This window comes from Gammaproteobacteria bacterium (assembly GCA_041395725.1).
Lineage (GTDB): Bacteria > Pseudomonadota > Gammaproteobacteria > Pseudomonadales > Pseudohongiellaceae > NORP240.
In genome coordinates this window covers 2,020,097-2,045,070 of sequence record JAWKZW010000001.1, presented here as the reverse complement: position 1 = coordinate 2,045,070, position 24,974 = coordinate 2,020,097, and the positions used below count along the sequence as shown (strand labels likewise).

The window sequence follows — 24,974 nt, the reverse complement described above, 5'->3', positions numbered from 1 at the left end:
CACAACTTAACAACTAAGCTAACCTAGTCGTACCCTACTTATTTCCGAACTTTCTGTCGACAATGGAATTTTGGGGTAAAACTTTTTAATCATCAAACTTAGAGCATCTCGCGTCGAACAACACGATCTGGGAATCGACGCTAAACGATTAAGTTGTTAAGTTGTGAGTGTCCCCTTTTTCTGTCTTCGGCCTCCAGGTGGGCGAGGAACGCGGGGTAATACTCTTCCACAAGCCGGTAGAGCAAAGTCGCTTCTGGCTGATGCCTCCGGTAGTGGCACGGGGGGTGCACAGATGGCGGAACGCCGCCCGTAGGGGACAAACAGCCCCAAGGCTATTTGGATCATTCCGCCCCCGGGCACCACCATTCTTTTCCAGCGCCTACTCAGGCATCAAGCCCAGCACATCTACCTGTAAACGATGGCCATTGAGTTTGACTGCGCATGAGATTGTCGCCAAGGAGCTGTGGAAAATTTTCTTGATCTCTGACTTCTTCAAGAATAATGCGCCGCTTAAGTCCGCGACCTATGACGTGATAATATCCACCCGGAATATGAAGCCGCCCTCTTTTAGGGATACTTCAAGGGTAGATCACGGCATTGCATGCCGCCAGATTGCGGCTATTTTATTTGTGTCCCCTTCTCTTATCGCTTTCAACCATTCGTCCCGGCCATGATCACTTCAACCATACTAAGCCAACTCGATCTCCTAATCCGCATGATGGTTATCGGGCAGCTATTGTTAATCGGCGGATTATTACTACGTGAACCGGCATCCAGACTTCGACACCTTTTATTGGCCTGTGGCCTAAGCGTCGCCGGCCTTGTGCTGCTGACCGCGCCAATACCCGATGAGCAGTATGGCCTGTTCCGCAATGTGCTATTGCTGCTGACCGATGCCTTTGCCTTTGTTTTCTGGCTACTAATCTCCCACCTTTTTGACGACGACTTTAACCCCGGCAAGTGGCCAGGTCCGATTAAGGGGCTACTCGGCATACTGGCATTGGTTTATGTTTATGCACTGGGTATCCAGGCTGGCGGTAGCATCCTGCACGATTTCATACATGCGGTAAGCCTGGGATTGATCCTCCATGCTGGTTTTATAGCCTTTCGCGGCTTTGCTGATGATTTGCTGGATACACGACGCAGAGCACGAGTCGTGGTAGTGCTGGGCATAACGCTCTACAGCACGGTATTGATGATATTCGAGTTTGCTGACCCGCGTTATCGCAATGCTGCCGCGTTTGGTCTGGCCAATGCCACGTTTCTGCTCCTGGTCACAACCATTGCGGTGTCTCGCCTGTACCGCTTGCGCTACGAACCCGGCAAGCTCACTCAAGAAGGCGGCGTGACGAGGTTACAGGGCAAAGTGAGACCCGCGCCTGGCGACAACCCGTCCAAGCTGAGCAATTCTCTGTTCGATCTGCAGCCAGCAGACAAGCGCCTGTCGGAAGCTCTTGATGCCTTTATTGCCGAATCTGGTTATCACGAAAACGGTTTGACAATTTCAAAATTGGCAAGGCACTTGAATTGCCCGGAACACCGCCTGCGCCGGCTGATCAATCAGACCCGCGGCTACCGTAATTTCAATAGCATGCTGAATGATCTGCGCGTGAATGATGCCCGCGATCGCCTTCAGGATACAGCCTATGACGATAAACCTATATTAAGCATTGCGCTGGATTTAGGCTACGACTCCATCGGTCCGTTTAACCGGGCTTTCAAAGCCGCCACGGATCAGACTCCAGGCGAATTCCGGCGCGTTTTTCAGAATCGGCGCTAATTTTTCATAATCGGCAAGACCTCGCGACACGCTCTTAAGCAGACTCCGCATGGAAATGCACACAGGAGAATTCTGTATGGCTGTTCGAAGAGTTGCTGGTGGGTCTGGTCTGCTGATGTTGATAATTCTCACCTACTTACTGTGGCCAGTATATGGCTTTATCGGCGAAGACACTCCCTGGATGCGCAAGCCCTGGGCGTGGCAAGCAGTGCCTGCAGCGGTCTACTGTCAGACCGGGGTTGCCAAGCCGGCCATGGCGCAATTAATCGAGCAGGCATGCTCTCTTTTAAAGACACATCAGGCAGCTATTCATACTCCCTCGCTATCCGCTGCGGTGGCGATAGATGGTGAACTGGTCTGGAGTGCCGCAGCAGGCTGGTCCGATCTGGCGTCGAATAAACTCGCCACACCACAAACCCTGTATCGTATCGGCTCCACATCCAAACCCGTGACCGGTACATTACTCGCGCAAATGGTAGCGAACAACGCTGTCGATCTGGATGCGCCTATTGGCAACTATGCAGCCGCCCTCCCTAACCCCGACTGGCCACAACTGACCTTGCGACAGTTGGCTTCCCACATGGCCGGGATACCCGAGTACAGTACCAACAAAGACTGGGCAGGGCTCTATCAAACGGGCGCATTGCGCAGGCACCATGCCAACGTCACTGAAAGCCTCAAGCTGTTTGACGGTAGTCCGCTGCACTATCAACCGGGCAGCGAATTCGAGTATTCCTCATTCGATACCTTGATCATTGCCGCTGTCTTGCAAAGTGTTGCTCGGGAGCCCTTTGCTGAATTGATACGACAGCAAGTCACCGCGCCGTTGGGTTTGTCCTCTCCCGTACCTGATGAAGAGAATCCGCAGCGTGCAACGTTCTATCAACAGGACGGGAATCTTGTTCAGCCGTGGCGTAGCGTTGATCTGAGCAGCAAGCTGGCCGGTGGAGGATTCATGTCGAGGCCGGCAGATTTAGCCATACTGGGCAGTGCGTGGTTGAACAATAATTTCATCAGCAAAGCCACACGAGAGACATTCTGGACACCACAAAAGCTGAATAACGGAGAGATTAACGAACAATCCTATGCCCTGACATGGCGCTGGCGAGAGGATGGTAGCTACGCCCATCACGGCGGCGTGTCCAAAGGTTCCATGGCGTGGTTGGCGGTCTATCCTGAACAGTCACTGGTCATTGCCATGGCGATGAATACGACCTTGCCCGAGTTTACGGACTTTTCATCCTTGCAGACTGATTTGCTGGCATTGTTCTCGCAAGATAAATAGGTTGAAAGTAAAAATACAGTACAGATTCTCTGGCTTCTTTTGTTCCTGACAAATTTGACCGCCCCTGGGCACCACCCTTTCTAACCCTTGCCTGCAAGTCTCGCACACTGTGTGAACAAGGGACACTAATAGTTTAATAGCTTAACGACCAGCCCTTGAGATTGACTGGAATTGGCTCGACGATTCGAGGCGAATTCGGCGAGCCAATTTCTTGACTTATTAAACTATTAGTGTCCCCTAGCCTCCGCGCGTCGAACAACACAATCTGGGAATCGACGCTAAACGATTAAGTTGTTAAGTTGTGAGTGTCCCCTTTTTACAGAAGTATTAACCCATTGGAAAGTTAACTTGTCGGTTACCGTGGAGCTGCTCGCCGGTGGGGGGGGATGGGGTGGGGTATGGCGTTAGCCGTATTCACCAATGGAGTGCGGAATGCATCGCTATCCGGCGTTGTACTCAAGCCTGTGGGGAATAAAAAACTCCTTTGGGAGATGAAAACCATGGCCTGTGATCGAATCATGATAATCCCGTGACACCCTTGTGACATTTCAGCAATACAGTGACGACTCAACCTTTCAACTGACAAGTTAAATGGAGTCGCTCATGAAACAACTGAAAACCCCAATTCCAGGTCTTTCTTTTATCACAGCCATTCTGGTACTGCTGGCCTCCACGTCCAGTCTAGCAGACACCTACGAGGTAACAGTTACCAATCTGACTAAAGGACTGTCATTCACACCACGATTGGTCTTCAGCCACACTGGTGGACAACTGTTCAATCCCGGTGCTCCGGCTATTGACGAGCTTATCAGCATCGCCGAGAGTGGAAATGTGGGCCCGATGATGACACTGCTCGCAAGCTTTCCCCAGATCGTTATCGGCATGGAACTCGGCGATGGATTGATCATGCCAGGTGACAGTCAAACGTTGACTATCGATGCTGATCCCGGCAATGTGCTGACCCTTATCAGCATGTTGATTCCGACCAACGACGCCTTCATAGCCCTGAACGGAGTGACATTGCCCACAACCGGTAGAATCAACTACTATCCCAGCGTCTATGATGCAGGAAGCGAAACCAACGATGAAATCTGCGCGAACATACCAGGACCAGCCTGTGGTGGTGCCGGCGATTCACCTGATGATGCCGGTGAAGGGTATATCTATACCCATCCTGGTATCCACGGAATCGGCGATCTGGAACCTTCGGAATACGACTGGAACAATCCTGTAGCCATAGTTGTCATCAGAAAACTATAAGGAATCAATCAGTGGCAGGCCAATGCTGTTGTCTCTGAAAGAATTCACATTACCTTGGCCATCATCAAGCCGGCCGGCTACCCCGACAGACAATAGGGCTGCCGGCCCCAGGGGTTGCCGGCCTCTTCGTTGAGCTGATCGAAATTAAGCACTCCCATTGGCATGATAGCGGAGCGTCACTAGACGTCGTTACCACCATGAGGGAAAATTGGGGACACTCACAACTTAACAACTAAGCTAGTCGTACCCTACTTATTTCCGAACTTTCTGTAGACAATGGAATTTTGGGGTAAAACTTTTAATCATCAAACTTAGAGCATCTCGCGTCGAACAACACAATCTGGGGATCGACGCTAAACGATTAAGTTGTTAAGTTGTGAGTGTCCCCTAGGCTCTGAGCAGCCACTGCAATACTGGACAATCACCGGGCTCGGCGATATTTTAGCTGTTCCCTGTAACTGTCTTAATGCCACCCGCGGCAGAGCCCGCCGGCACCTGGACGTTCAAGAAAGCTTGACTGGGATAGAATGAATACGAAAGGCGCGCGATCATCACTCGTCCCGGATGCAACCGCAGCATCTGAAACGCTGCATGCCTTCAGCGATACCCTTGATTTATTCTCCGGATTTACAGAGGAACAGATTGAGAAAGTGGTCCCTCTGTCAAGAGTGCGGACAATCCGCAAGCAGGGTTGTTTCATCAGGGAGGGCCAACAGCCACGCAGCTTCGCTTTTGTGCGTAGCGGCCTGTTCAGATATTTTTACAGCGATTCCAACGGGCATGAATTTACCAAAGGATTCCTTCAGGAAAACTCTTTCATTGCTTCCTACAGCGCTTTAATTCAGAAGCGGGCAAGCTATTTTTCCATCCAGGCTCTCGAGGAATCTTTGATTTTGGAAATCGATTACGAGAAGTGGAAGTCGTTAGCCGAGAAAGACCTGTGCTGGCAGAAGTTTCTGCTCGGTATGCTGGAAAAAGGCTATTGCATAAAGGAAGCGCGGGAACGAGAGTTTCTGTTATTGGATGCTGAACAACGCTATCGATCTTTTCTAAGTACCTTCCCGACCTTGGAAAAAAGGGTGAAGCAGCATGTCATCGCCTCTTATCTGGGTATTACCCCGGTCGCCCTGAGCCGGCTGAGGAGAAATATCAGAAGCATTAACACAGGTTAATGAAATGACCAGTATCTGGAATTAGCCTTACTCCTCAACTAATGCGTTGGCAGCTGTCGGTTGCCAGAGGAGGATACGATGAAGAAGTTGCTACCTCCGCAACTTTTCCTGCTGGTCTCAGTTCTGATGGGACTTGTTTGCTGGTATTTTGATTTTAGTCACTACGTTGTCTTTCCCTTCAATCTGGCCGGCCTGCCTTTGCTGATTGGTGGTTTAGCTGTCGCGCAGATTGCTAAGAACTTATTTCACGACGCGGAAACCAACGTAAACACTTTTGCCCTTCCAGATACCTTCGTTACGACAGGGATCTATCAGTATTCCAGGAACCCGATGTATGTTGGCCTCTGTTTATCCCTGCTGGGCGTTGCTGTTCTGTATCAGGGAAGCCTTTCATCTTTCATTCTTGTCATCGGGTTTTTTCTGGTAGTGGACCGATGGTACATAAAGAGCGAGGAGGCAACTATGCGATCTGTATTCGGTCAATCCTATCTTGACTACTGCAGCCGCACTAGAAAGTGGATATAAGGACTCCGGGCATCGGGGACACTGACAAAAGTACCATGAAGTAAGCTCTTTTCATCATTGTGCTCCGCAATCTGAGTCATCTATTTGGCCACTTTTATGGTAACTCAAAAAAAGTGGCGGGTGTCAGTGCCGATATTTTCCTGAAGGCGGCCGAGCGACAAGGATAACCAGCGCTTGGTGGTGAGAAATATCATGGGAAATATGGATAACCATCCGAATATCTTGACAAATTACAGATAAAGAGGTCTCGATAACAGAGTCGCCCGTGTAGCAAAAAATCTGGCGCCGAGGATTCCAGACCAGGTCATGCTCGCCTACGGCCAGTGATTTGTCACCGCAGCGCTGGACAATTGAATGCATCAAAGATACCTTTTCGGCACCCTTTAAACCCCGGCAGACAGCTCTGTGCTCCAGGCACAAAGTACTGCAATAAACAGGCGGATAGCGATTTACCAATGGCAAAGATTGAACCTTACGAAAGTAGTTTAGCCTGGAAGCCGGAAACCATCCGCAAGGATACTTCATGGGTAACCCACTTAAGCGATGAAAACACAAAGGAACTCAAAGAGGCGCTTGCCTTTTTCAAGGCCTGGGTAAAATCCAATGGCAAGCAAGATGAAGTAGACTCAGGGGTACTGTATCCCTGTCAGGAAAATTTTCCCCTTCCTGTTTTCGGAAACAAGCTTGCACAAACCCGGCATAATCTTGAACATGCATACGGTATTGCTCTGTTTAAAGGGTTTCCCCAGGATGTTTCAGAACAGGATGCCAAGATTATGTTTGGCGGGCTGGTCGCCTATGTGGGCACTTTAATGCCGCAAACGGTAAACCGTGAGCTACTTCAACCTGTTCAGGATGAAGGTCAGGCAAAACTTGATGAACGACGGGGTAGCAAGCACAACATGGGGTTGCCCATACACAACGATGGCTGTGATGTTGTTGGTTTTCTGTGCAGGCGAACACCCTTAAGAGGGGGTGCGACCATACTGGTAAGCGCAGCCGCTGTGCATAACAGAATGCTTGAAGAGCATCCGGAGTTAGTAACGGAACTGTACCAGCCCTTTTATCACTCCTGGCAGGACTACCAATATCCAGGAGGAATCAATGACGAGCAAGCAAGCCAGGCGTACAATCTTTCCAGAACATGGTGCGCGCCCATCTTTAGCAGGGAGCAGGGAAAGCTGTGTGTCAGATATTCACGCTTCTACACTGACCGTGCGCAAACCTACGATAACATCCCCAGGCTGACTGAAAGGCAAATAGAAGCACTGGATACATTTGATCGCTATATCAATGATCAAGACAGCTGGCAATTCAGGAGAGATTTTGGAAAAGGCGATATCCTGTTCGTTAATAATCATGAGCTTTTTCATTCACGAACAGAGTTTGTGAACGGCGAGAACATCGAAGAATGTCGACAGCTTTATCGCGCCTGGATTGCTGTACCGAATTCCAGACCCTTGTCCAGCTCCATGGCTTGCTTCTTTGGCAATACAGCGGCTGGCAGCCTGAGGGGAGGGGTCAAGGAAGAATTTATCGCGATTGCCCAAGCCCAAGCCCAAAAAAGGGCATGCTGATTTACCTTCATATATGCATATCATCGCCAATGACAATTCAGCCATAGCAATCAACTGGAACGACGAAAATATCTCCTATGGCGAACTACAGCAAAGGGTGGAGAACTATCGGCGTGCGCTGCCTGATTCACAGGGACAGATCATTGCCCTATGTCTGAATAACTCACCAGATTTTATCGCCTTGTATCTGGCTTGTTGGTGTAACAAGCTAATCCCGATGCCTGTTAATCCAGACCTGAGATGCCATGAAATTGTCGAGCTTCTTAAACAAGCGGATAGTCAAGTTCTGGTTCTGGAGGAGAATCATTGGAGTTCTTTTGGCGATCGATTATGTGAGGCGCCGAGGCTGGCGGTAATAAGCAGCCTGAGAAACCGGCAAATCAGGCAGGTTTACTCGACAAAAGGGCTGTCGGAACCGGAGCTTCCAGGTGAAGACGTAGCGCTTATATTGCATACCTCTGGCACCAGTGCTTTACCTAAAGCTGTTATGATTTCCGGGCAAGCCTTGCAGCATATTATTGAAGGGAGAATTCGTACAGCGAATATCGGCAGCGATAGCAAAGCGGTCATTGCTTCCAGTCTGTACCATAGCGTCGGACTTTATCAATGCCTTGCTTATCTGAAGCAAGGCGCTCAGTTCGCGTTGCTGGAAGGGTATGATGTGGCGAAAATGACAGCCAAGGTGAATGAGATTTTACCCACTCACCTCATCATGGTCGTAGAAGCCTTTGAACGATTGCTGGGCCACCCTGATATTAATAGCAATAGCTTTGCGAATATCCGTTTCGCTTGTATTGGCGCTGATAAGGTCACAGAAAGCGTACAGAAAGCGTTTTTCAAAGTCACTCAGCGATTTTTGTCCACCAGCTATGGAATGACAGAACTGAGCTGGATCATGGTGAACAGAAATCCCGCTGATTCCGATTGCCTTGCCCTGGGCAGCCCCACTGAGGGTGTCGATGTTAAATTGATTGATAGTGCGGGCAAAGAAGTAGCGAGGGGTGAGGTTGGAGAAATCATCGCTTCAAGTCCAAAAATGATGACTGGCTACTGGCGATCATGGGGCGAAGATGACTTGCCATTCATCGATAATAAATGGATAAAAACCGGCGATCTAGCTTGTCGGGACAGCAACGGTCTGTTTTGGTTCATGGGCAGGAGAAAAGACATAATTGTTTTGCCTGGCGGAGATAATATTTCGCCACTGGAAATCGAAAGTCATATTCTACGTATACCCGGGGTAAAATCCTGTATTGTGGCAGCAATCCCTGCTGGCGATGACCTGTATGCAGAACTCGCGCCTGAAGAGCCTCATGCATTTATTGTCAGCGATATAGATTATAGCCAGCAACAGATACTGGAGCGTTTACGCCCTCTACTGAGCAACTACAAATTGCCCAGAAAGGTTCATTTTGTAGCAGAGATACCACGAGGCAGCAGTCGCAAAATATCTCGCCGCTTATTGTTGGACTGGTTGGTAGAGCAAGAGCAGGCTGGATAAAGCTATAAACACCCAATACACGGTTGTGTGAATAGCGGTAGCAGGCAAAAATTCCTATTCTTTTCCCCATGCAGGGTTGTGGATGTCTGGAACCGCAGGAGTCATCATGATGATTGCTGATGCTCTGAAGGGATTTACCTATACAACATCAAATTCTTACTGTGCTGGGAGTAAGATTCAAGGCCACTCATTGTAGTGTTCGCTTTGCTCAGAGCCTTGCTGGCTACTCAAACCTTGCTTGTCGCTCTGGGGATAATTAGGTTTTCCACTATGCTGTTGCGAATCCCGTCAATGGCTTCTTCCCATATATTTGGCGATGCTTGATTGTTAGGCATTATGTTCATGTTCGCGTTAACTTCAAAAAGAATCAGTTTGTCATCTTTGATAGCGCAATCTATGCCAAAATAATCCAGCCCGATCCGCTGGTAAATCTCATGGATAATTTTCTGAACTTTTGGTTTCAGTTGGTCTTTGAACTGGGTAATTGCATCAGCTTCGGCCTGACGCAGCTCGGGCACGCTTGCCGTAAATGCCCGGGCATCGCGATGAATCAACCAGTGATCCCTGGAAAGCCGATGTCGTATATGCGGTTCGCCGGCAACAACAGCAAAGCGATATTTTGAATAGATGCCATTGGAGCTGAAGTCAAAAAATTCAGTCAGGTAAGCTTCTTTATATCGGTGCAAGTCCAGATCATCCAAAGCTGATAAGTGCTCTATTAGCACCAGATCATCGCCGCCATGGCTGCCAGCAGGCCTCAATAGTACCGGTAAGGAGAAACCGCTGTCCTCGATGGTGGATTTGATGTCGGCAAGCGACGATGGCTTGAGCCGCAGAGTTCTTGGTGCGATCACTCCGGCGATGTCTCCCAACAAGCCCGGCACCACCTCACGTCGAGTGTTTAGTACCTTATAGGGATTGTTAATCCATGGAATCTTGTCATACAGAGCGTTGTACACTTTCTGCGCTTTGTTCAGTGCATTGGCATGGGAGTCTGGATCGGAGATTTCACAAAATACAACGTCATGAGACAGTATGTAGTTGACGTTGATCCTTTGCTGTCTTCGATGGTCAAGGATAAAGTGACTGACGTTGATTCGCTCTGACGGGACGTAACTGGCAACATGACAACTACCTGAGGTGCTGAATATAATGCGGCCAAGAAGGTTAACCCCGGAAACATCCACGGTTCCGTTATCACGGATCCCATTGATAAACAGAACCTTCACTTTTTGGTCGGTCACGGATAAGGGTCTCTGTCGATGAAGGGAAAATTGGGGACACTCACAACTTAACAACTAAGCTAACCTAGTCGTACCCTACTTATTTCCGAACTTTCTGTAGACAATGGAATTTTGGGGTAAAACTTTTGATCATCAAACTTAGAGCATCTCGCGTCGAACAACACAATCTGGGAATCGACGCTAAACGATTAAGTTGTTAAGTTGTGAGTGTCCCCTTATTATTTAAAAGATTGCCACCAGGCAACCCTTGGAATCAGGAATCTCCTGCATGTCGACAGTGCCGCCAGCCAGCACCGTGTCGAGGGCATCTTTCAGGTACTCGTCAAAGGCCTCGTTGCGCTGCGTTTCATAACCCAGCTGGTCATTGATCGGGCCGCGGAAAAGTACATCCTGCGTTCTTGGATCGATTACGAACACTTCGGCAGTGCGCTCCACTCCCAATGACTTGGCAAGAACCTGGCCCTCGTCCTTGAGAATGGGGAACTCAATCCCGAATTCATTGGCTTCACGGTTGATACGCTTGATATCGTCCTGGATATTGGCATTGAACATGAGGAACTCAATGCCCTGATCCTGATAGAGATCCCGCACTTCCCGGTACTGTGGAAGGGCGATACGCGCGATGGGGCAGCCCACTCCCTGGACATACATCACGATTAATTTCTTATCACGGTATTGATCCAGCGTGTGGGTGACACCATGCTGGTCCTGCAGCTCAAAATCCGGTAGCGATTTCAGCCAGTCATCGGCGACGCTGGTTGCTGACAGAACGAATAGTGTTAATCCGAGTAAAACCTGCTTCATCATTTGGGATTCCTCCTTATCTGTAGTTCGCTTATTTCAATTTCAATCAAAACTGTTTCTGCATACGCCGGGATGGCTCATTCTTCGATGACGTATGTAAGATAACCGGTGAACATTTCTTCCCAGCTTTCCAGGCCCCAACTTACTTCTTCGCGCGGGTCTGGATTGAACGGGTTGGAAAGAGAGTTGTCAAAGGCACCAGCCACTGTAATGACGGTGCCGGGTTCGATAGATACTGATTCATCCAGCCAGTAATGGGGCTGCCAGCCATAGTTATAGGCAGGAATGCTGAAGAAGTCTTCAGTAGCGCCGTCTGGTTTCGCTACCGAGAACTTCATGTATTTGCCTCGATAGTTCATGCGCGCCCTAACGGCGATTAACGTCACTTTTTCGTCGAACTGGTAAGTGGCCGAGAGTGCGTGTTCCGGATCAAACGGCGCAATGGTAAAGCGCTCTGCCATCGCACGAGTCAGGATTTCCTGTCTGGGTGGCGTGTCGCTGAAGTAAAGGCCGACTCTGGTGCTGTCAACGATCTCCACGCCGTTTGTGACGTAGTGAAACTGCAGAGCGAGCTTGTGTCCTGCAGGAATACGAACACCGGTGCTTTCAGGAAACACCGTGGCGTGATTCTCTCCCGGTATGAAACTCCCGAGAAAGCGCCGGACAGCAGATTTTTCGTGTTTTTCCGCACCCCAGAAATCCTCATCAGGTGCGACCACAAATGCCATCAGGTGGTGTAACACACGCTCGTCGGAGGGACGATACTGAAACGCACGCACCCATTTGTCTTCGCCGAACGGCAGTTCGACTTCCTGATACTCGTAATCCTGAATTCCCACTGCCGGTACCGTGTAGGAGGGAGCCTGGACAATATAGTCTGGCTCACCCAGTTGCCAGGTGAAATCTCTTTCCTCTGCATTCAATTCCAGCGGATCGATTTCTCCGTCACCCCGTGGGGCACCCGCCTCCATCCAGTGAAGCAGCTTCTGTCGATCTGCGATGGGGATATTATGGGCGTTTTTCGAGGTCCCGACTTCATTGTCGACCTGCATGGGTGGCATCCGCTTGTTCAATATGACTTCGCGGACCATGGGTGACCAACCGAGCAACGACAGATAGCTGTCGAAGGGGAACGGTCCCGCGCCACCCAAACGGTGGCAGATCGCACAGTTTTCGCCAATGATGGGAGCAATCTCGGTGCTGTAATCCGGCGGATTCTGTTTGTGCTGTGCGAGGTCACTGTATTCGATGGCACAACCGGCAACCGCAGAGGTGGCAGTGTCGCTTGCTTCGCCACTTACTACCGCAGCCAGGGTAGCGTCGAGGGCTGAGTCTGACCCGCCGCGGTAATAAAGCGACATGCGCTCAGGATTAAACACCAGCACCTCGCCGGCCTGACCAAGGGTCAGGCTTTCAGAGACCAGTTTCATCTCATCACCAAGAATTGGAAACGGCAGTTGCCATTGCTGACGCTCGACCCGGGAAGCGCCGCTGATATCCAGCGCCAGGAACGCAATACTCTGACCATACTCGGCCTGCAAAGCAGCCAATTTCCGGGCGGCATCACCGACAGCGTCGCAGCTTGCGTCAAACGTCAACATCACTACGGCATCGCGATGCTGGTAGCGGCTGAGCTGATGGAAGCGGCCCTGCTCATCCAGCAAGGCGAAGTCACCGACGCGTTCGGTTGCCGCATGACCCTGGGTCGCGGCCAGCAGGAGTGCGACCGATATCAGTACTGACTGGATAACAGTTCGTAGTGGTAAGCGATGGGTGGATTGCATAGGGAGAACGTCCGGTTAAAAGCGCATTGGGGAAGTGCTGACATGGGGATTCTCAGACTGCTCCCTCGACCAGTTGCGATCGGGAGTGGTGAGACCACCACGGGCCGGACCCCCTGCGTTATAGATACCGCCGCGCAATACGTACAACAGGTAATCCATTTCTTTACTTAAATCAGAGTTTTTGTCGGTGTAGTTTGCAACCGTCTGCTCAATGACTCCCCAACGGTCTTCCACTTCGGGATGCGCGAGGATGTCGCCTATGACGACCTTGAGCAGTTCAAGGTTATCAAGAATGTAAGCCGCATCCGGGTGCAGCTGATAGAAGTTGGGAGCAATAACCGGTGTGGTCGGGATGTCGCTGGGCAACGAAACCATGCTGCCGTGGAGGCGTTTGATTTTTTCACCATACAAGTGGAGCAGATTTTGTATGTCTGCCTCACGTGACTCTGCATCCGGCGCCGAGACCACCACTTCCAGCAGAGCCAACTTAAGCCACTGTGATGCCCAGGTCAGGCCGCTAAGCTGCGGGAATCCCGCTTTGTAGGCATAGGCATAATCATGGTCGGACAGCAGCGCGTCGGATTTCGGCCGGTTGGCGACGGAGTATTCCTGTACGGCCATATAATCCACGACAATCTGAGAAACGGCAGACTTCTTGTCCTCATAAACCGGATTCAAATACACCTCAATCACTTGCTCGACGAACTCCCGACCTCGCTGTAGAGTCTCAACCGCGACAGGTGGCAAATTTCCAACATCAGCCAGGGCCGTCTTCACAGCAGTGGCATTATGATTCTCCCTGATCACCGCCAGCAGGCCGGGTGTCGCGCGACTCTCAAACACGCGGTGGGGTCCCAGCATGGCTGAGTGATCACCTGCAGAGTGGTAATGCGAAGCCTCGGACTCTTCAAGCTCCACCAGGGTTTCCAGCAATACCCGTTGACCGATCGCTGCGTTGGGCGATGAATTGGTAATACTGAGCTCTTCATAGGACCGTGCCTGCACAACATCATGTGCCAGCAATAATTGCTGCAGCTCCGGGTATTGTCTTGCCAGAAACGTGTCGTTTTCGCCCAGCGCTGCAACAGGCTGACTGATAGCCAGCCCGATAACAACCAGGCGCATGGCGGCGTTACGTAGTTGCTTGATGGCAAGCTTTTCGGGTATTCCGGGACAACTATTCATTTTCCGTTCTCGATAGGTAAAACCACGCTTAGTATAAACTCAAGGTTGCAGGCAGATACCTGCGGCAAAATGACTCAGGTACCGCTCCCATCTTGGGCGGTTTCATATTCTTGTTATTTTTTAATGGGATAGGTGAGAAGTCAGCAGTTGCCTGCCAGTACGCTATTACAAATTGCTACATTTCGACCGCCTCAGGAGAGATTTCTGACCTGATTAAGAGCGGATTCCAGCCCGAATACTTAAACAGCGCCCTTGCTGCGGCAATTTGTCACCTTGCCCGGAAAGGCTTCTCGCACTAGCTTTTGCACCTGAAAGACAGATAAGTTATCTGCAAAGCAGGTGATTGTCCGATCGGTCAAGGATAACCGCATTAAACAGGTTCATAAATGACATGAAAAGTTCAATTTTTTACAAGGCATCAAGAACGCTTCTATTGGGAATGCTCATTTTTCTACCTGGCTTGGCGAGTAGCCAGCCGGTTTCACCACTATTGAGGGCGGAACCGGCGGTGGACGCCGTTCTGACCCGCGCCCCTCGTACTCTGCGCCTCTTTTATGAAGCTCTGCCCGACGTTTCGCAGAGCAGTTTACGTCTCGAAGGCCCGAACGGCGATCTGGCGCTACGCGGCTTGCATACTATGGCAGCTGACGACCTGATGATTGAAATCATGGATCCTGTGACACCCGGGACTTATACCGTGCACTGGTCCACCGTGCTGGTTGGTGACCAAACTTTGTACGAAGGCAGCTTCCAGTTCACCTACAGTGAATGACCGGCAGTATTCGTGTTCCGCTCAACGCTAGATGTACAACGCTCATCAGATCAGTAACCAACATGTCCAGGCAAACTCAACAGAGAACTTATACCGTGGCCCAGTTGCAGCAGGCCGTCAGCGCCTACGATTTGATTTTCGATGATCAGGTGCCTCTACACCTGCTCGCCGCGGCAGCCGGATCATTCCGATCGATGGAGTTGATGAGAACACTTCTGCAATGCATCGACAGCGGGGTGCCGGTTACGAATTGGTCGGAATTTACCCTGCGCTTTTTATCAGGGATCGAAGAGGTTAGCTGACGGCACCTGCTTTTGGTTAAATCGCCAACGGATTTCCTACTGCTGCACACCGTCATTCTGCAGACGTTGTTGCCGCGCGCGAAAGGCTTCGAACGGTGTTGGGTAACTGCCGTCCGGGTTTGGATTGCTGGTCACGGAAGCCTCAATGATTTCTGAAGGGGGCACGGCTCCAGGGCCAAAGGAAAAATTAAAGGCACCGCGCATGAAGCGGCGGTTCTCGTCCACCACTGACCACTCTGTCACGTAGAAATCCGCCGGTGGCAGTTCCGTGGGGATGGGAAAAACGAAATTATGGTTCTTGGCGCCCGGGTCCCACTGAAAACCCATATCGATCCACTCGCCCCTATTCGTATAGAGCGCGAGCTTGAGTAACTGCACGTCCACCCGGAAACTGATGGTGAGCATACGAGGTTGTTCCCGCAGCACGGCGTCGTCCTGGGGAAAAGTGACGGAAGGTGTCAACACACCATGGGTGTGCTGGGCCCACACGAGCCCTGGCAGGCTGGCCGCCAGAAGCAGCAGAATCCGCATGCCGGATTTCGAAATCACGCGCAATTCAGTAATCAGTCTATACACAGCATGTCCCAAGAGCGTTGTGGGTAAGCGTGAATATAATAGACATACCAGAACTGGCTTGCAATCTGCACCCGGCTCATCATAGTCTTGCCAGATCAGCCAAACAGACAGGCAGCCTCACTTGTACAGCGCATTGCCAGGGCATTTTTCCCCATGGCGATGCAGCTCAGTATGGTATCAGACATGAGTAAAGCAGCACTACCGAGAATACTCCTTCGGACATTACCAACAATCCAGGCAATGCTGTTCGGCAGTATGGCCCTTATGACAGCGATGACAACGACACCTGTCCTGGCCGCGCCGGAGCGGGTCAGCGATTTCGCAATGCTGGACTATTCCGGCCAGTTTCACCAACTGAGCCGCTATCTGCATCGCGACGCCCTCGTGGTGATGAGTTATGACCACGACTGCCCTGCCATGCCAGACCTGGTCCAGGCTTACTCTGCGTTCAGCAATGCCTGGGAGCAAGCCGAGGGTCGCCAGGTCAGCTTCGTCCTGATTGATTCACGGGGGCTTGGTCGGGAGCTTATGGGCGGTGTGAATCTGCCCCTGCCATTGCTGGAAGACACCGGCCAACTCGTCTCCGAAACACTTGAGATCAATAAAGCCGGAGAAGTGCTGGCCTTCAATCCAAGACGCGCCACCCTGATTTATCGTGGTTCCGTGGATGGCGGCCTGGATACTGCACTGAATGACTTCCTCGACGGTGACATCGAAGACACCCTGCGTACTGCTGTGGAGGGTTGTGGGATAGCTTACGACAACGGTATCGCCAGAACCGGTGTACCTGACTATGCAACGGAGGTGGCACCCATCATCATCGAAAAGTGTGCCGAATGTCATCGGCAGGATGGCGTCGGGCCCTTCGCCATGGACAGCCATATTATGCTGTTGGGCTGGTCCCCGATGATTCGCGAGGTGCTCTTGAACCGGCGCATGCCTCCCACCCAGGTGGATCCTTACCTGGGGCATTCCCGCCAAGCCCGCCACCTTGACACCAGACAGTTGCAAACCCTGATCCATTGGATCGATGCCGGTGCGCCGCGCGGCGACAGTCAGGCGGACCCGTTGGAGAACCTGGATTTCCAGAACCGCAAAACATGGCTGTTAGGGGAGCCGGATTACATCATCAAGGGACCTGCCGTCGAAGTCCCCGCTACCGGCGTCATGAATTACCTCTACAGAATCATCGACCTGCCGTTTACGGAAGATCGCTGGGTTCGGGCGGTGCAGTATATGGCCGGAGACGAATCCGTGCTGCATCATCTAATGACCTATGTGGTACCACCGGAAGAGGATTTCTGGGGACCGGAGACGAGCCAGACAACGGTGACACGCCGTTTTCTCGAGGGCTATGCGCCAGGTTCCATCGAGGCCGTTCAGTTCCCGGCAGACACTGGCGTTCTTGTCCCGGCCGGTCATCGACTGGCCATGCAGTTTCACTACGTAACCAACGGCCGCGCGACGGTCGATGAGACGCAACTTGGTTTGTATTTTCACGACTCCCCACCGAAGTACGAGAAGCTGACCCAGGTGGTGGGAGCCCACTTCACTCTGCCGCCCGGGGAGGATAATTTCGAATTGCAGGCCGACCATCGCATCGACGACGAAGTGGTCATCGTTGGTCTGCGGGCCCATATGCATTATCGAGGCAAGCGCATGAAGTTCTCAGCCACCCTGCCCGATGGAGCCACGCGCGATCTGTTCAGTGTGCCCGCCTACAACTACGGGTGGCAACCTCACTACCTGCTTACCGATCCCGTGACTCTGCCGGCGGGCAGCACGCTTCATGTCATAGGTGCCCTGGATAACTCCGAATCCAACCCCAGCAACCCCAACCCGGAATTGGAAGTGCCTTTCGGCGTGGACAGCCGTCAGGAAATGTTTACCGGTTACTGGACCTACTATAGACCGAACTGAGCCCCCGGTGCCGACTCTGGCGCGACTTGGCCAGGATAGAAGAGGCATTTCTGTCTTATCGAGGAGCAAATCCATCGGATTCCATTAACATTCTCGTCGATAGGCAGTCTTTGCCTGATGCACCATGCCGACGTGAGAAAAGCCCATCTTTTCCAGAATCCTGGTGGCAACGCAGCGCCCTGGCGAGAGCCTTGGCTCGCTCAACTCCCAACTGAGTTGGATCCTTTTCAATTGCCGACATCGTCGATCGCGGGATTCCGGAGAGTTCGGCAAGCCGATTCTGACTAAGCTCCCGAAGGATTCTCCCAGACTCACCCACCGATAGTTCGACCCGGCGAGTGGCAGCTTTATAGTCACTCATGCTGCTTCCTCCGGAAGTCATGGTCGATACGTTCTCTACCTGAATCAAGACGCGATCTTTCTCTACCTTGTATATGACTCGATACAGAAGGTTCAGGCGTGATGATCTATACCCACGCCACTCGCCAGAAAGCGCCTCGTCGTTCAAGCAATTAGTCGGCCTTAATCCTTTTGGACCTGAAATTGGGACAATCTCGCGGTAAACAGAGGTTTTCACTCAGGTCGCCGCTCAAGAAACTGAGCACAATCAAGGCTCGGAGATAGTCTTAATTCTTCCTAGAAGCGGCGAAAGCGATTTACAGCTCAGAAACAATGTCCAGTTTCATCAATACGACCAGTGTCAACGAGCCTGGTGTGATTCAAACATTGTAGGTCACGTCGAACGCTGTCGTCGCTCTGCATCTATGCAGGGCAATGGAATTTTGGGGTAAAACTTTTAATCATCAAACTTAGATCATCTCGCGTCGAACAACACAATCTGGGAATCTACGCTAAATGATTAAGTTGTTAAGTTGTGAGTGTCCCCTTTTTACTCGCTCTTAGTAACCTACGGCGGCGGCGTCTCCGCTTCGGGAATCAGATGCTCCCAGAAAAAGCCCATTTGCTCGGTCGTTGTAAACCCCCATTGCCGAACCTTGTGTGCCACGAACGCGCAATTCATGCCCCATAGCTTCATACAACTTGATTGTATCCGGTGAGAAATATTTCTCTTCCATGCTCGTTACATCGGGTAACCATTGGTGATGAATACGACCGGCTTCGACTGATTCTGCAATATTCAAGTCATGGTCGATGATATTCAGAATTAACTGCAAGGTCGTATTGATGATGGTGCGACCACCCGGACTGCCAACTGCGAATACCGGCTGTCCGTTCAGCGCTACGATTGTGGGGGACATGCTTGACAGCATGCGCTTCTCCGGAGCAATCAGATTGGGGGCTGTACCAATCTGGCCATAGCGATTGGTTACGCCTGGAACCGGATTGAAGTCACCCATTTCATTATTCAGCAGGTATCCGCCACCTTCTACAACGATTCCTGAGCCATAACCATATTCCAGCGTGTAAGTCATCGATACCATATTGCCCTGATTGTCGACAATTGATAGGTGCGTGGTTTCGTCACTCTCATAAATATTGGCAAATTCCTTCTCGTCGCTCACCGAAGCCTTGTTCATATCAATCGTTGCTCGCAGCTTGGCGGCGTAGTCCTTATCCAACAATTGTGCCCGCGGCATACCTTCATTGAAGTCCGGATCACCAAGATGCTCTGCCCTGTCTGCATAGGCACGACGCATCGCTTCTGTAATCACATGCAAATACTGAGCTGAATTGTGCCCCATGCTCTTGATGTCAAACCCTTCAAGAATGTTCAGCATTTCGACAATTGCCACACCGCCAGAACTGGGTGGTGGCATACTGACAATGTCATAGCCCCGGTAGGTTCCGCGAATCGGTTCTCTTTCAACTGCATCATATTTGGCCAGATCTTCTTCTGTGATGATGCCACCAATCTTCGCCATAAAATCGGCAAGACGCTTGGCGTTCTCACCGCGATAGAAACCATCTTCCCCATTCATCTGGATCAATTCCAGCGTATGCGCCAGATCGGGTTGATACCAAGTGTCTCCCAGTTCATAAGGCGAGCCATCGGCGCGGCTGAATTTTTGCGCTGAAGATGGATATTGATCGAATCTGGACTTGTTTGAACTAAAGCCGGTTTGCAGCGCATAGGTAATTGGAATCCCGTCACGTGCCATTTTTATCGCCGGTGCCACGAGATCTGCCCACGGCAACACTCCCAATTCCTGATGAGCTTTATATAAGCCTGCTACTGTGCCGGGCACGCCAACCGCAAGGGGACCGGCATGATTTGAGTTATTCACGATACGGCCATCCAGTCCCAGATACATAGTGTCAGTCGCAGCCAGTGGAGCTTTTTCGCGAAAATCAAAGGTCGTGACATGCCCATCTGAACCATGATAGACCATGAATCCACCGCCTCCGATATTGCCTGCAGAGGGCCACGTGACAGCGAGCGCAAATGCAGTTGCCACTGCAGCATCTACCGCGTTTCCGCCTTGCTTGAGTGCTTCCAGTCCAGCTTCAGATGCAAGTCGTGACACGCTGGCGACGATTCCATTCCTGACACGAAGAGGCGTACGCCCACCCTCTGCGAAGGCGGATGTTACGAGGATAAAGCTAAGTAACAAAACCAAACTCTTGAGAAAGCGGTTAACTGAATCGCCCCGGGTTTACCGGAGGGTCTAATTCTTGAGAGGATAGACCCTTATGAAGAAAGGAACAAGATATTCACCAGAGTATCGAGAGCGCGCTGTCAGGATGCTGTTTGAACAGCAGGATCAACACAGCTCGCAATGGGCAGCGATTAATTCAATAGCCGCAAAGGTTGGTTGTACGCCTGAGACGTTACGTAAGTGGGTCAAGCAGGCAGAGATCGATCAAGGCAAGCGAGACGGCTTAACTAGCGCAGATCGAGATCGGCTTAAGGAGTTGGAACGGGAAAACCGAGAGCTTAAGCAAGCCAACGAGATTTTGCGCAAGGCATCAGCTTTTTTCGCCCAGGCGGAGCTCGACCGCCGACCAAAGAAATGATTGCCTTTGTCGATGCTCACAAAGAACAGTACGGAATCGAGCCAATGTGTAAGCAGTTGCCGATAGCTGTCTCAACTTACTATGAGCATAAAGACCGGGAATCTGATCCAGACAAAGAATCCAACCGATCAATACGTGACCGTCACCTTAAGCCTGAGATCCAGCGTGTGTGGGACGAGAACCAGCAAGTGTATGGTGTCAGAAAGGTCTGGCGGCAAATGAAGCGCGAGGGTTTTGTCATTGCTCGCTGCACGGTAGATCGGCTGATGAAACAGCTTGGCATCCAGGGTGTAAGTCGAGGTGGTGCCAAGTGCTGGACGACTATCAGCGATGACAGCCAGGACCGGCCCTCTGACCTGGTAAACCGTCAGTTCGTTGCTGAGCGGCCTAACCAGCTTTGGGTAGCGGACATTACGTTCGTAGCCACCTGGTCAGGGTTTGTCTATGTGGCGTTCGTGGTAGATGTCTATGCACGCGCTATCGTCGGCTGGAAGGTAAGCCGATCACTTAAAACAGAACTGGTACTGGATGCCCTGGAACAAGCGATCTGGGCCAGGAAGGAGATCGACAACCTGATCCACCACAGCGACCGGGGCAGCCAGTACCTGTCGATCCGTTACAGCGACCGCTTGGCCGAAGCCGGCATCGAATCTTCCGTAGGCTCTGTGGGCGATTCCTATGATAACGCTCTGGCCGAAACGATCAACGGCCTCTACAAGACCGAGGTCATTCGCAATCCAAAGCGTGGGCCCTGGAAGACAATTGACGATGTTGAATACGCTACCCTGGAATGGGTGGAGTGGTTTAACAACAGGCGGCTGCTGGAACCGATAGGAAATATTCCACCGGCTGAATATGAAAAGCAGTATTATGACAAAATTGAAGAGTCTGCGATGGCGGCATGACTCAAACTAACGACCCTCCGATTTTCCCGGGGCGATTCATAACACCCATAATAAAACTCACATATATAGACTACTTGAGAAGTTGAATTGATTTCGCACCTGGTGTGCGCCCGAACTCAGGTTGCCATGGTAAGCCAGAGCGGCGGTGGGGGGCAAATAGCGGCGCAAAACGCAGGAAAATCAACATTGATTAATGAATTTGCTGTGTTAACTTGGTTGCCGAATCCGGCTGAATAGAGCTGGCTGCTGTGGAAACTACTTGTGATTCCTTAAACGGATTCTGACCTTCGCCAGAAACACTGTATGAATCCAAAAAATGTCGATGTTTACCGGAACGCACGCATACACGGCGCGAGCCCCTGGATCACTCTTTCGTACCTCAAAATCCTGGGTGGGTTACACGCATTTAGGAGCCAGGACGCTCAAGCAAGTGAGCTTGAAAATGAACTTGCGCGAACACCTTACGGCTCTTTTGCGGGCCTACTGCGATGTGGTAGGCGACCGAGTGCCTGTGAATGTCCTGAAGCGGGTCTTCCTCCAGGCGATCCAGAGTCAGGTAGCTGCTGTCCTCGTCCCGCTCCAGGAAGCGGGCCACCCGCTGGCTGATGCGCTGCAGCAGGTTGTGAAGCTGCTCGACGATTGGGGGGCGTGTGTGACGGAAGCCGTAGTGACCCGCCTCATCCTGTATATACACCCCAGAAAGCTGAAAGCAAAGCGCTCTCACAACGAAAGATTTCGAAAACCTGGACTCTCTCAGCTCGTCCTAAAACCAAGGTTGGAATACCTGAAAATCAGGAGTCTTCAACCTCCAACAGTCTTAACCTTTCAAATAAGGCTGCCATCCGTTTCGCTTCCATGTCCAACCCTATACTTTCCAGGAATGCATTGCCACGCTCCCGATCAAGTTTGCCCTTGGTTAACAGCGAGTGAATCTGGGCAAAAGCACTGCTTAGAAACAGCGTATTGGTGGTACTCAATTTGGCCTCGAATTCAGAATTGAGAATCAGGGCACCACAAAGATGATCGTACTCATCCAGTGTATTCAAGATCAGATCCGGTAACTCCCATTCCTGGGCCACTCTGGTTGATAACCAGTGACCTTGTTCGAAGCAGATATGCCTGATCACTTTCAAGTCGTTGATAGATTCGTCACTGCTGTTGCCAACGGCGTCCACATACGAAGACAGGACGACAACATATCCTATGGAATGAACAAGGCCCAGAAGGTAATTGATGTAAGCGTCGTCCTTGTCGCCAAGTACTGTACCGGCCTCAGCACTCTTCAGACAATGGATCCAGAGAAAATGACTGAAGTTTTTAAAACGTGAAGACTTAACATTGATCACACGACGTAGTAACAGCTGAGAAGAAATCTCCATTACGCCACGGATTCCCAGCATGGCAATCGCTCTTTCTATAGAGGTAATGTCTCCGGACCTTGTTCGGAACAAAGGACTGTTGGAAATTCGTATGATCTCACTCATAAGCCCCAGATCTTTCCTTATCTTTTCCTGAATCGCACCGAAATGCACGCCTGGCTGTTCCAGACCGTTCAGCAGCTCCATCAACTGATTGGGCGGCGTAGGAATAAACTCTGAAAGTCTGCTTGAATCGTCAAGATGATCGCTTATCTGATCATAGAGACGTGCTTCGGCGTCATTAAACGCAGCGGACGAATCGCTTACACCTGAAAATATCAGGTCGCCGTGTAAATTTATCAGGGTCGAATAATCGAAGGCATCATCAACTAGTTTCGCAACTGCAGTCATTTTCTTTGTTTCCAGCGTGGTTTCGGACTGATAGCAGCAACTCCCCGAGCTTGGTTGTACACTTTTCGGTCGTTGCAGATATTTCCTGTCAATCCTAAGATGCCAGCGATTTTAATGCTTTGAAGCACTTCACGACATTCAGATTTATAAGAAACCCATAGGGCAGGGTTTCTGCGTTGATTCTGGATTCGTAAAGCCCTGGATCGCGACCTGGGAACGTACTAATATTGTCTGACCGTAAGCCTGTACGGAATTGTTGAAATCAATCGATAAGGTGGGCTTTTGCGCTTCCGGGAGCATTCGCAACCACACTGAACTTAAGAACTCGAAAAAACTCAGTTGAACTTAAACTTTGTTAACACAGGAACTTTGGCATGAATCGGCCATACCCTCTGCCCTTCTCGCAGCCGCAACCAAAACGCGAATTTTTTAAGGTGGTCTTAACCCGGTTACTGTCATTAATTCTGGTTTCATCGACCTCAATCACCATGACGCATGCTCAATCAACTTCGAATGATACCGACGAGACTTTGTGCTTCACACAAAATCTTTACTTTGAAGCCCGATCTGAAGGGCGAGAAGGAATGATTGCCGTAGGCTGGGTGGTACTCAATCGTGTCGAAAGCGATATGTATCCGAACTCAGTGTGTGGGGTAATTTATGACGGCGGCGAAAGGCCACCCTGTGAATTTAACTGGTGGTGTGATGGCAGAAGCGATCAACCCACGGAGCCGGAATCCTGGGAACTGGCTAATCAGATCACACGGCAGATGCTCAACAATCCGCCAGCGGACCCCACTGACGGAGCACTGTGGTTTCATATGGACTCCATTTCGGTACCTGGCTGGTTAAATTCCAGGGAACGCACCTTGCATCTGGGCGCCCACTATTTCTACAAATAGACTGGCACAATTCAACCGGTCGCGAACAAGGCCGGAGTAGGTGAACTGGTCCGTTTAGTTCTCTTGAAGCCAATTGACTGTAACACCGTAGGAGACGTTTTCTTCCTCAGTATTACCAGATGTAAAAATGGCACCCAGTTCGATCTCCGTATTAATGTCACCGGCTTGTTGCGCATACGCACTATTGGCAATAAAGCCCGCCATAGATATAACAATTCCCAATGGATATTTGAGCATAGATACAAATCCTCTAGTTTTAATAAGTAGTTCGGATACAGCCGAGCAGGCACTTGAAGTCCTGTTCGCTGAATAAAATGACGCCTCCGGAATCGCTAACAATTTCGCTTAAGCAGAGGCATCAAAATTGGCGAAAAATTCTCACACATTGCTTATAGTCTGAAAACTCTTTTTTCTTATGCGCCGCACTGCAGCGTGATACTGTAGGAGAAGTATCTTTGGATTGGTTTGTTTCAACTGACACCAGCAGGGCGGCACTTTCCACCATGCGACGGGCGTCGCAGCTGGGGAAGAAGCCTCTTCTCTTGCAGGAGAAGGCCACCAGTTTCTCGTAGTGGCAGCTTTCGCAGCGTACCCGCAGGAAACCGTGTTCCACGCGGCCGCACTTCAGGTTAGTCGGTTAACTCCTGCTGCACGTGGTCAGGCAATGCTCTGCCTTCGGCTTCCAGATGGGCGAGGAACGCGGGGTAATACTGCTCGACGAGCCGGTAGAGCAGT

General features: G+C 50.9%; 22 protein-coding genes, 1 pseudogene and 1 other annotated feature. Of the genes and pseudogenes, 12 read left to right on the top strand and 11 right to left on the bottom strand.

The annotated features are described in order from the left end of the window. Positions 1–670: 670 nt before the first annotated feature. The 7 genes from R3F50_09000 to R3F50_08970 all read left to right on the top strand — a co-directional run bounded on the left by R3F50_09000 (position 671) and on the right by R3F50_08970 (position 9,100). Positions 671–1,780, top strand: a complete 1,110-nt coding sequence (locus R3F50_09000; protein MEZ5490440.1) for a helix-turn-helix domain-containing protein — start codon at positions 671–673, stop codon at positions 1,778–1,780. 76 nt (positions 1,781–1,856) lie between these two features. Next, positions 1,857–3,065, top strand: coding sequence for a serine hydrolase domain-containing protein (locus R3F50_08995; GenBank protein MEZ5490439.1), 1,209 nt, complete (start codon positions 1,857–1,859; stop codon positions 3,063–3,065). Between the two features lie 603 nt (positions 3,066–3,668). Continuing rightward, entirely contained in the window at positions 3,669–4,325 is a 657-nt protein-coding gene (locus R3F50_08990) for a spondin domain-containing protein (GenBank protein ID MEZ5490438.1), read from the top strand. Positions 4,326–4,852: 527 nt separating this feature from the next. Next, entirely contained in the window at positions 4,853–5,497 is a 645-nt protein-coding gene (locus R3F50_08985; protein MEZ5490437.1) for a Crp/Fnr family transcriptional regulator, read from the top strand. 78 nt (positions 5,498–5,575) lie between these two features. Continuing rightward, positions 5,576–6,022: an isoprenylcysteine carboxylmethyltransferase family protein gene (locus R3F50_08980; protein ID MEZ5490436.1), complete on the top strand. Its 447-nt coding sequence runs from the start codon at positions 5,576–5,578 to the stop codon at positions 6,020–6,022. Positions 6,023–6,477: 455 nt separating this feature from the next. Further along, complete coding sequence (locus R3F50_08975; protein MEZ5490435.1) at positions 6,478–7,599, top strand: TauD/TfdA family dioxygenase; 1,122 nt, start codon at positions 6,478–6,480, stop codon at positions 7,597–7,599. After that, positions 7,565–9,100 (top strand): class I adenylate-forming enzyme family protein, encoded by a 1,536-nt coding sequence (locus R3F50_08970; GenBank protein ID MEZ5490434.1) that lies wholly within the window; start codon positions 7,565–7,567, stop codon positions 9,098–9,100. Before R3F50_08975 ends, R3F50_08970 begins: the two co-directional genes overlap by 35 nt. Positions 9,101–9,327: 227 nt before the next feature. Here R3F50_08970 and R3F50_08965 read toward each other — a convergent pair whose 3' ends face one another. From R3F50_08965 to R3F50_08950, 4 genes are all read right to left on the bottom strand, one after another. Beyond that, positions 9,328–10,344, bottom strand: coding sequence for a hypothetical protein (locus tag R3F50_08965; protein ID MEZ5490433.1), 1,017 nt, complete (start codon positions 10,342–10,344; stop codon positions 9,328–9,330). Positions 10,345–10,566: 222 nt separating this feature from the next. Further along, positions 10,567–11,151 carry a redoxin domain-containing protein gene (locus R3F50_08960; GenBank protein MEZ5490432.1) on the bottom strand — a complete coding sequence of 195 codons (585 nt, stop codon included), beginning with the start codon at positions 11,149–11,151 and terminating at the stop codon, positions 10,567–10,569. 74 nt (positions 11,152–11,225) lie between these two features. After that, on the bottom strand, positions 11,226–12,932 hold the full coding sequence (locus tag R3F50_08955) for a hypothetical protein (protein MEZ5490431.1): 1,707 nt from the start codon (positions 12,930–12,932) through the stop codon (positions 11,226–11,228). A gap of 15 nt (positions 12,933–12,947) precedes the next feature. Next, positions 12,948–14,117, bottom strand: a complete 1,170-nt coding sequence (locus R3F50_08950; GenBank protein ID MEZ5490430.1) for a hypothetical protein — start codon at positions 14,115–14,117, stop codon at positions 12,948–12,950. Positions 14,118–14,508: 391 nt separating this feature from the next. Here R3F50_08950 and R3F50_08945 point away from each other — a divergent pair, with 391 nt between their 5' ends. Both R3F50_08945 and R3F50_08940 read left to right on the top strand, forming a co-directional pair. After that, positions 14,509–14,889, top strand: coding sequence for a copper resistance protein CopC (locus R3F50_08945; protein ID MEZ5490429.1), 381 nt, complete (start codon positions 14,509–14,511; stop codon positions 14,887–14,889). A gap of 62 nt (positions 14,890–14,951) precedes the next feature. Further along, positions 14,952–15,191, top strand: a complete 240-nt coding sequence (locus R3F50_08940) for a hypothetical protein (protein MEZ5490428.1) — start codon at positions 14,952–14,954, stop codon at positions 15,189–15,191. Between the two features lie 36 nt (positions 15,192–15,227). Here the strand turns inward: R3F50_08940 and R3F50_08935 are convergent, their stop codons facing one another. Then, a complete protein-coding gene (locus R3F50_08935) occupies positions 15,228–15,767 on the bottom strand; it encodes a copper resistance protein CopC (GenBank protein ID MEZ5490427.1) in 540 nt (179 codons plus the stop codon). A 264-nt stretch (positions 15,768–16,031) separates the two neighbouring features. On the opposite strand from R3F50_08935, the gene R3F50_08930 reads away from it, so the two are divergent. Beyond that, a complete protein-coding gene (locus tag R3F50_08930; GenBank protein ID MEZ5490426.1) occupies positions 16,032–17,687 on the top strand; it encodes a hypothetical protein in 1,656 nt (551 codons plus the stop codon). A gap of 55 nt (positions 17,688–17,742) precedes the next feature. On the opposite strand, the gene R3F50_08925 is transcribed toward R3F50_08930, so the two are convergent. Both R3F50_08925 and ggt read right to left on the bottom strand, forming a co-directional pair. Further along, positions 17,743–18,048, bottom strand: a complete 306-nt coding sequence (locus R3F50_08925; GenBank protein ID MEZ5490425.1) for a helix-turn-helix transcriptional regulator — start codon at positions 18,046–18,048, stop codon at positions 17,743–17,745. Between the two features lie 538 nt (positions 18,049–18,586). Further along, positions 18,587–20,260, bottom strand: a complete 1,674-nt coding sequence (gene ggt / locus R3F50_08920) for a gamma-glutamyltransferase (GenBank protein ID MEZ5490424.1) — start codon at positions 20,258–20,260, stop codon at positions 18,587–18,589. Between the two features lie 79 nt (positions 20,261–20,339). On the opposite strand from ggt, the gene R3F50_08915 reads away from it, so the two are divergent. Further along, a protein-coding gene (locus R3F50_08915) for an IS3 family transposase (protein ID MEZ5490423.1) occupies positions 20,340–21,568 on the top strand; the annotation gives its coding sequence in 2 pieces (ribosomal slippage) (positions 20,340–20,628 and positions 20,628–21,568; 1,230 coding nt in all). After that, positions 20,618–20,732, top strand: a sequence feature (AL1L pseudoknot). Its footprint overlaps the gene before it by 115 nt. Before the next feature lie 406 nt (positions 21,569–21,974). Here the strand turns inward: R3F50_08915 and R3F50_08910 are convergent. Beyond that, entirely contained in the window at positions 21,975–22,262 is a 288-nt protein-coding gene (locus R3F50_08910; GenBank protein MEZ5490422.1) for a hypothetical protein, read from the bottom strand. Between the two features lie 97 nt (positions 22,263–22,359). Continuing rightward, positions 22,360–23,337, bottom strand: coding sequence for an HDOD domain-containing protein (locus tag R3F50_08905; GenBank protein ID MEZ5490421.1), 978 nt, complete (start codon positions 23,335–23,337; stop codon positions 22,360–22,362). Between the two features lie 374 nt (positions 23,338–23,711). On the opposite strand from R3F50_08905, the gene R3F50_08900 reads away from it, so the two are divergent. Continuing rightward, on the top strand, positions 23,712–24,239 hold the full coding sequence (locus R3F50_08900; protein MEZ5490420.1) for a cell wall hydrolase: 528 nt from the start codon (positions 23,712–23,714) through the stop codon (positions 24,237–24,239). A gap of 54 nt (positions 24,240–24,293) precedes the next feature. Here the strand turns inward: R3F50_08900 and R3F50_08895 are convergent, their stop codons facing one another. Continuing rightward, positions 24,294–24,476, bottom strand: a complete 183-nt coding sequence (locus R3F50_08895) for a hypothetical protein (GenBank protein MEZ5490419.1) — start codon at positions 24,474–24,476, stop codon at positions 24,294–24,296. A gap of 241 nt (positions 24,477–24,717) precedes the next feature. Next, a pseudogene (locus R3F50_08890) lies at positions 24,718–24,973 on the bottom strand (transposase zinc-binding domain-containing protein). Position 24,974: the final 1 nt, after the last annotated feature.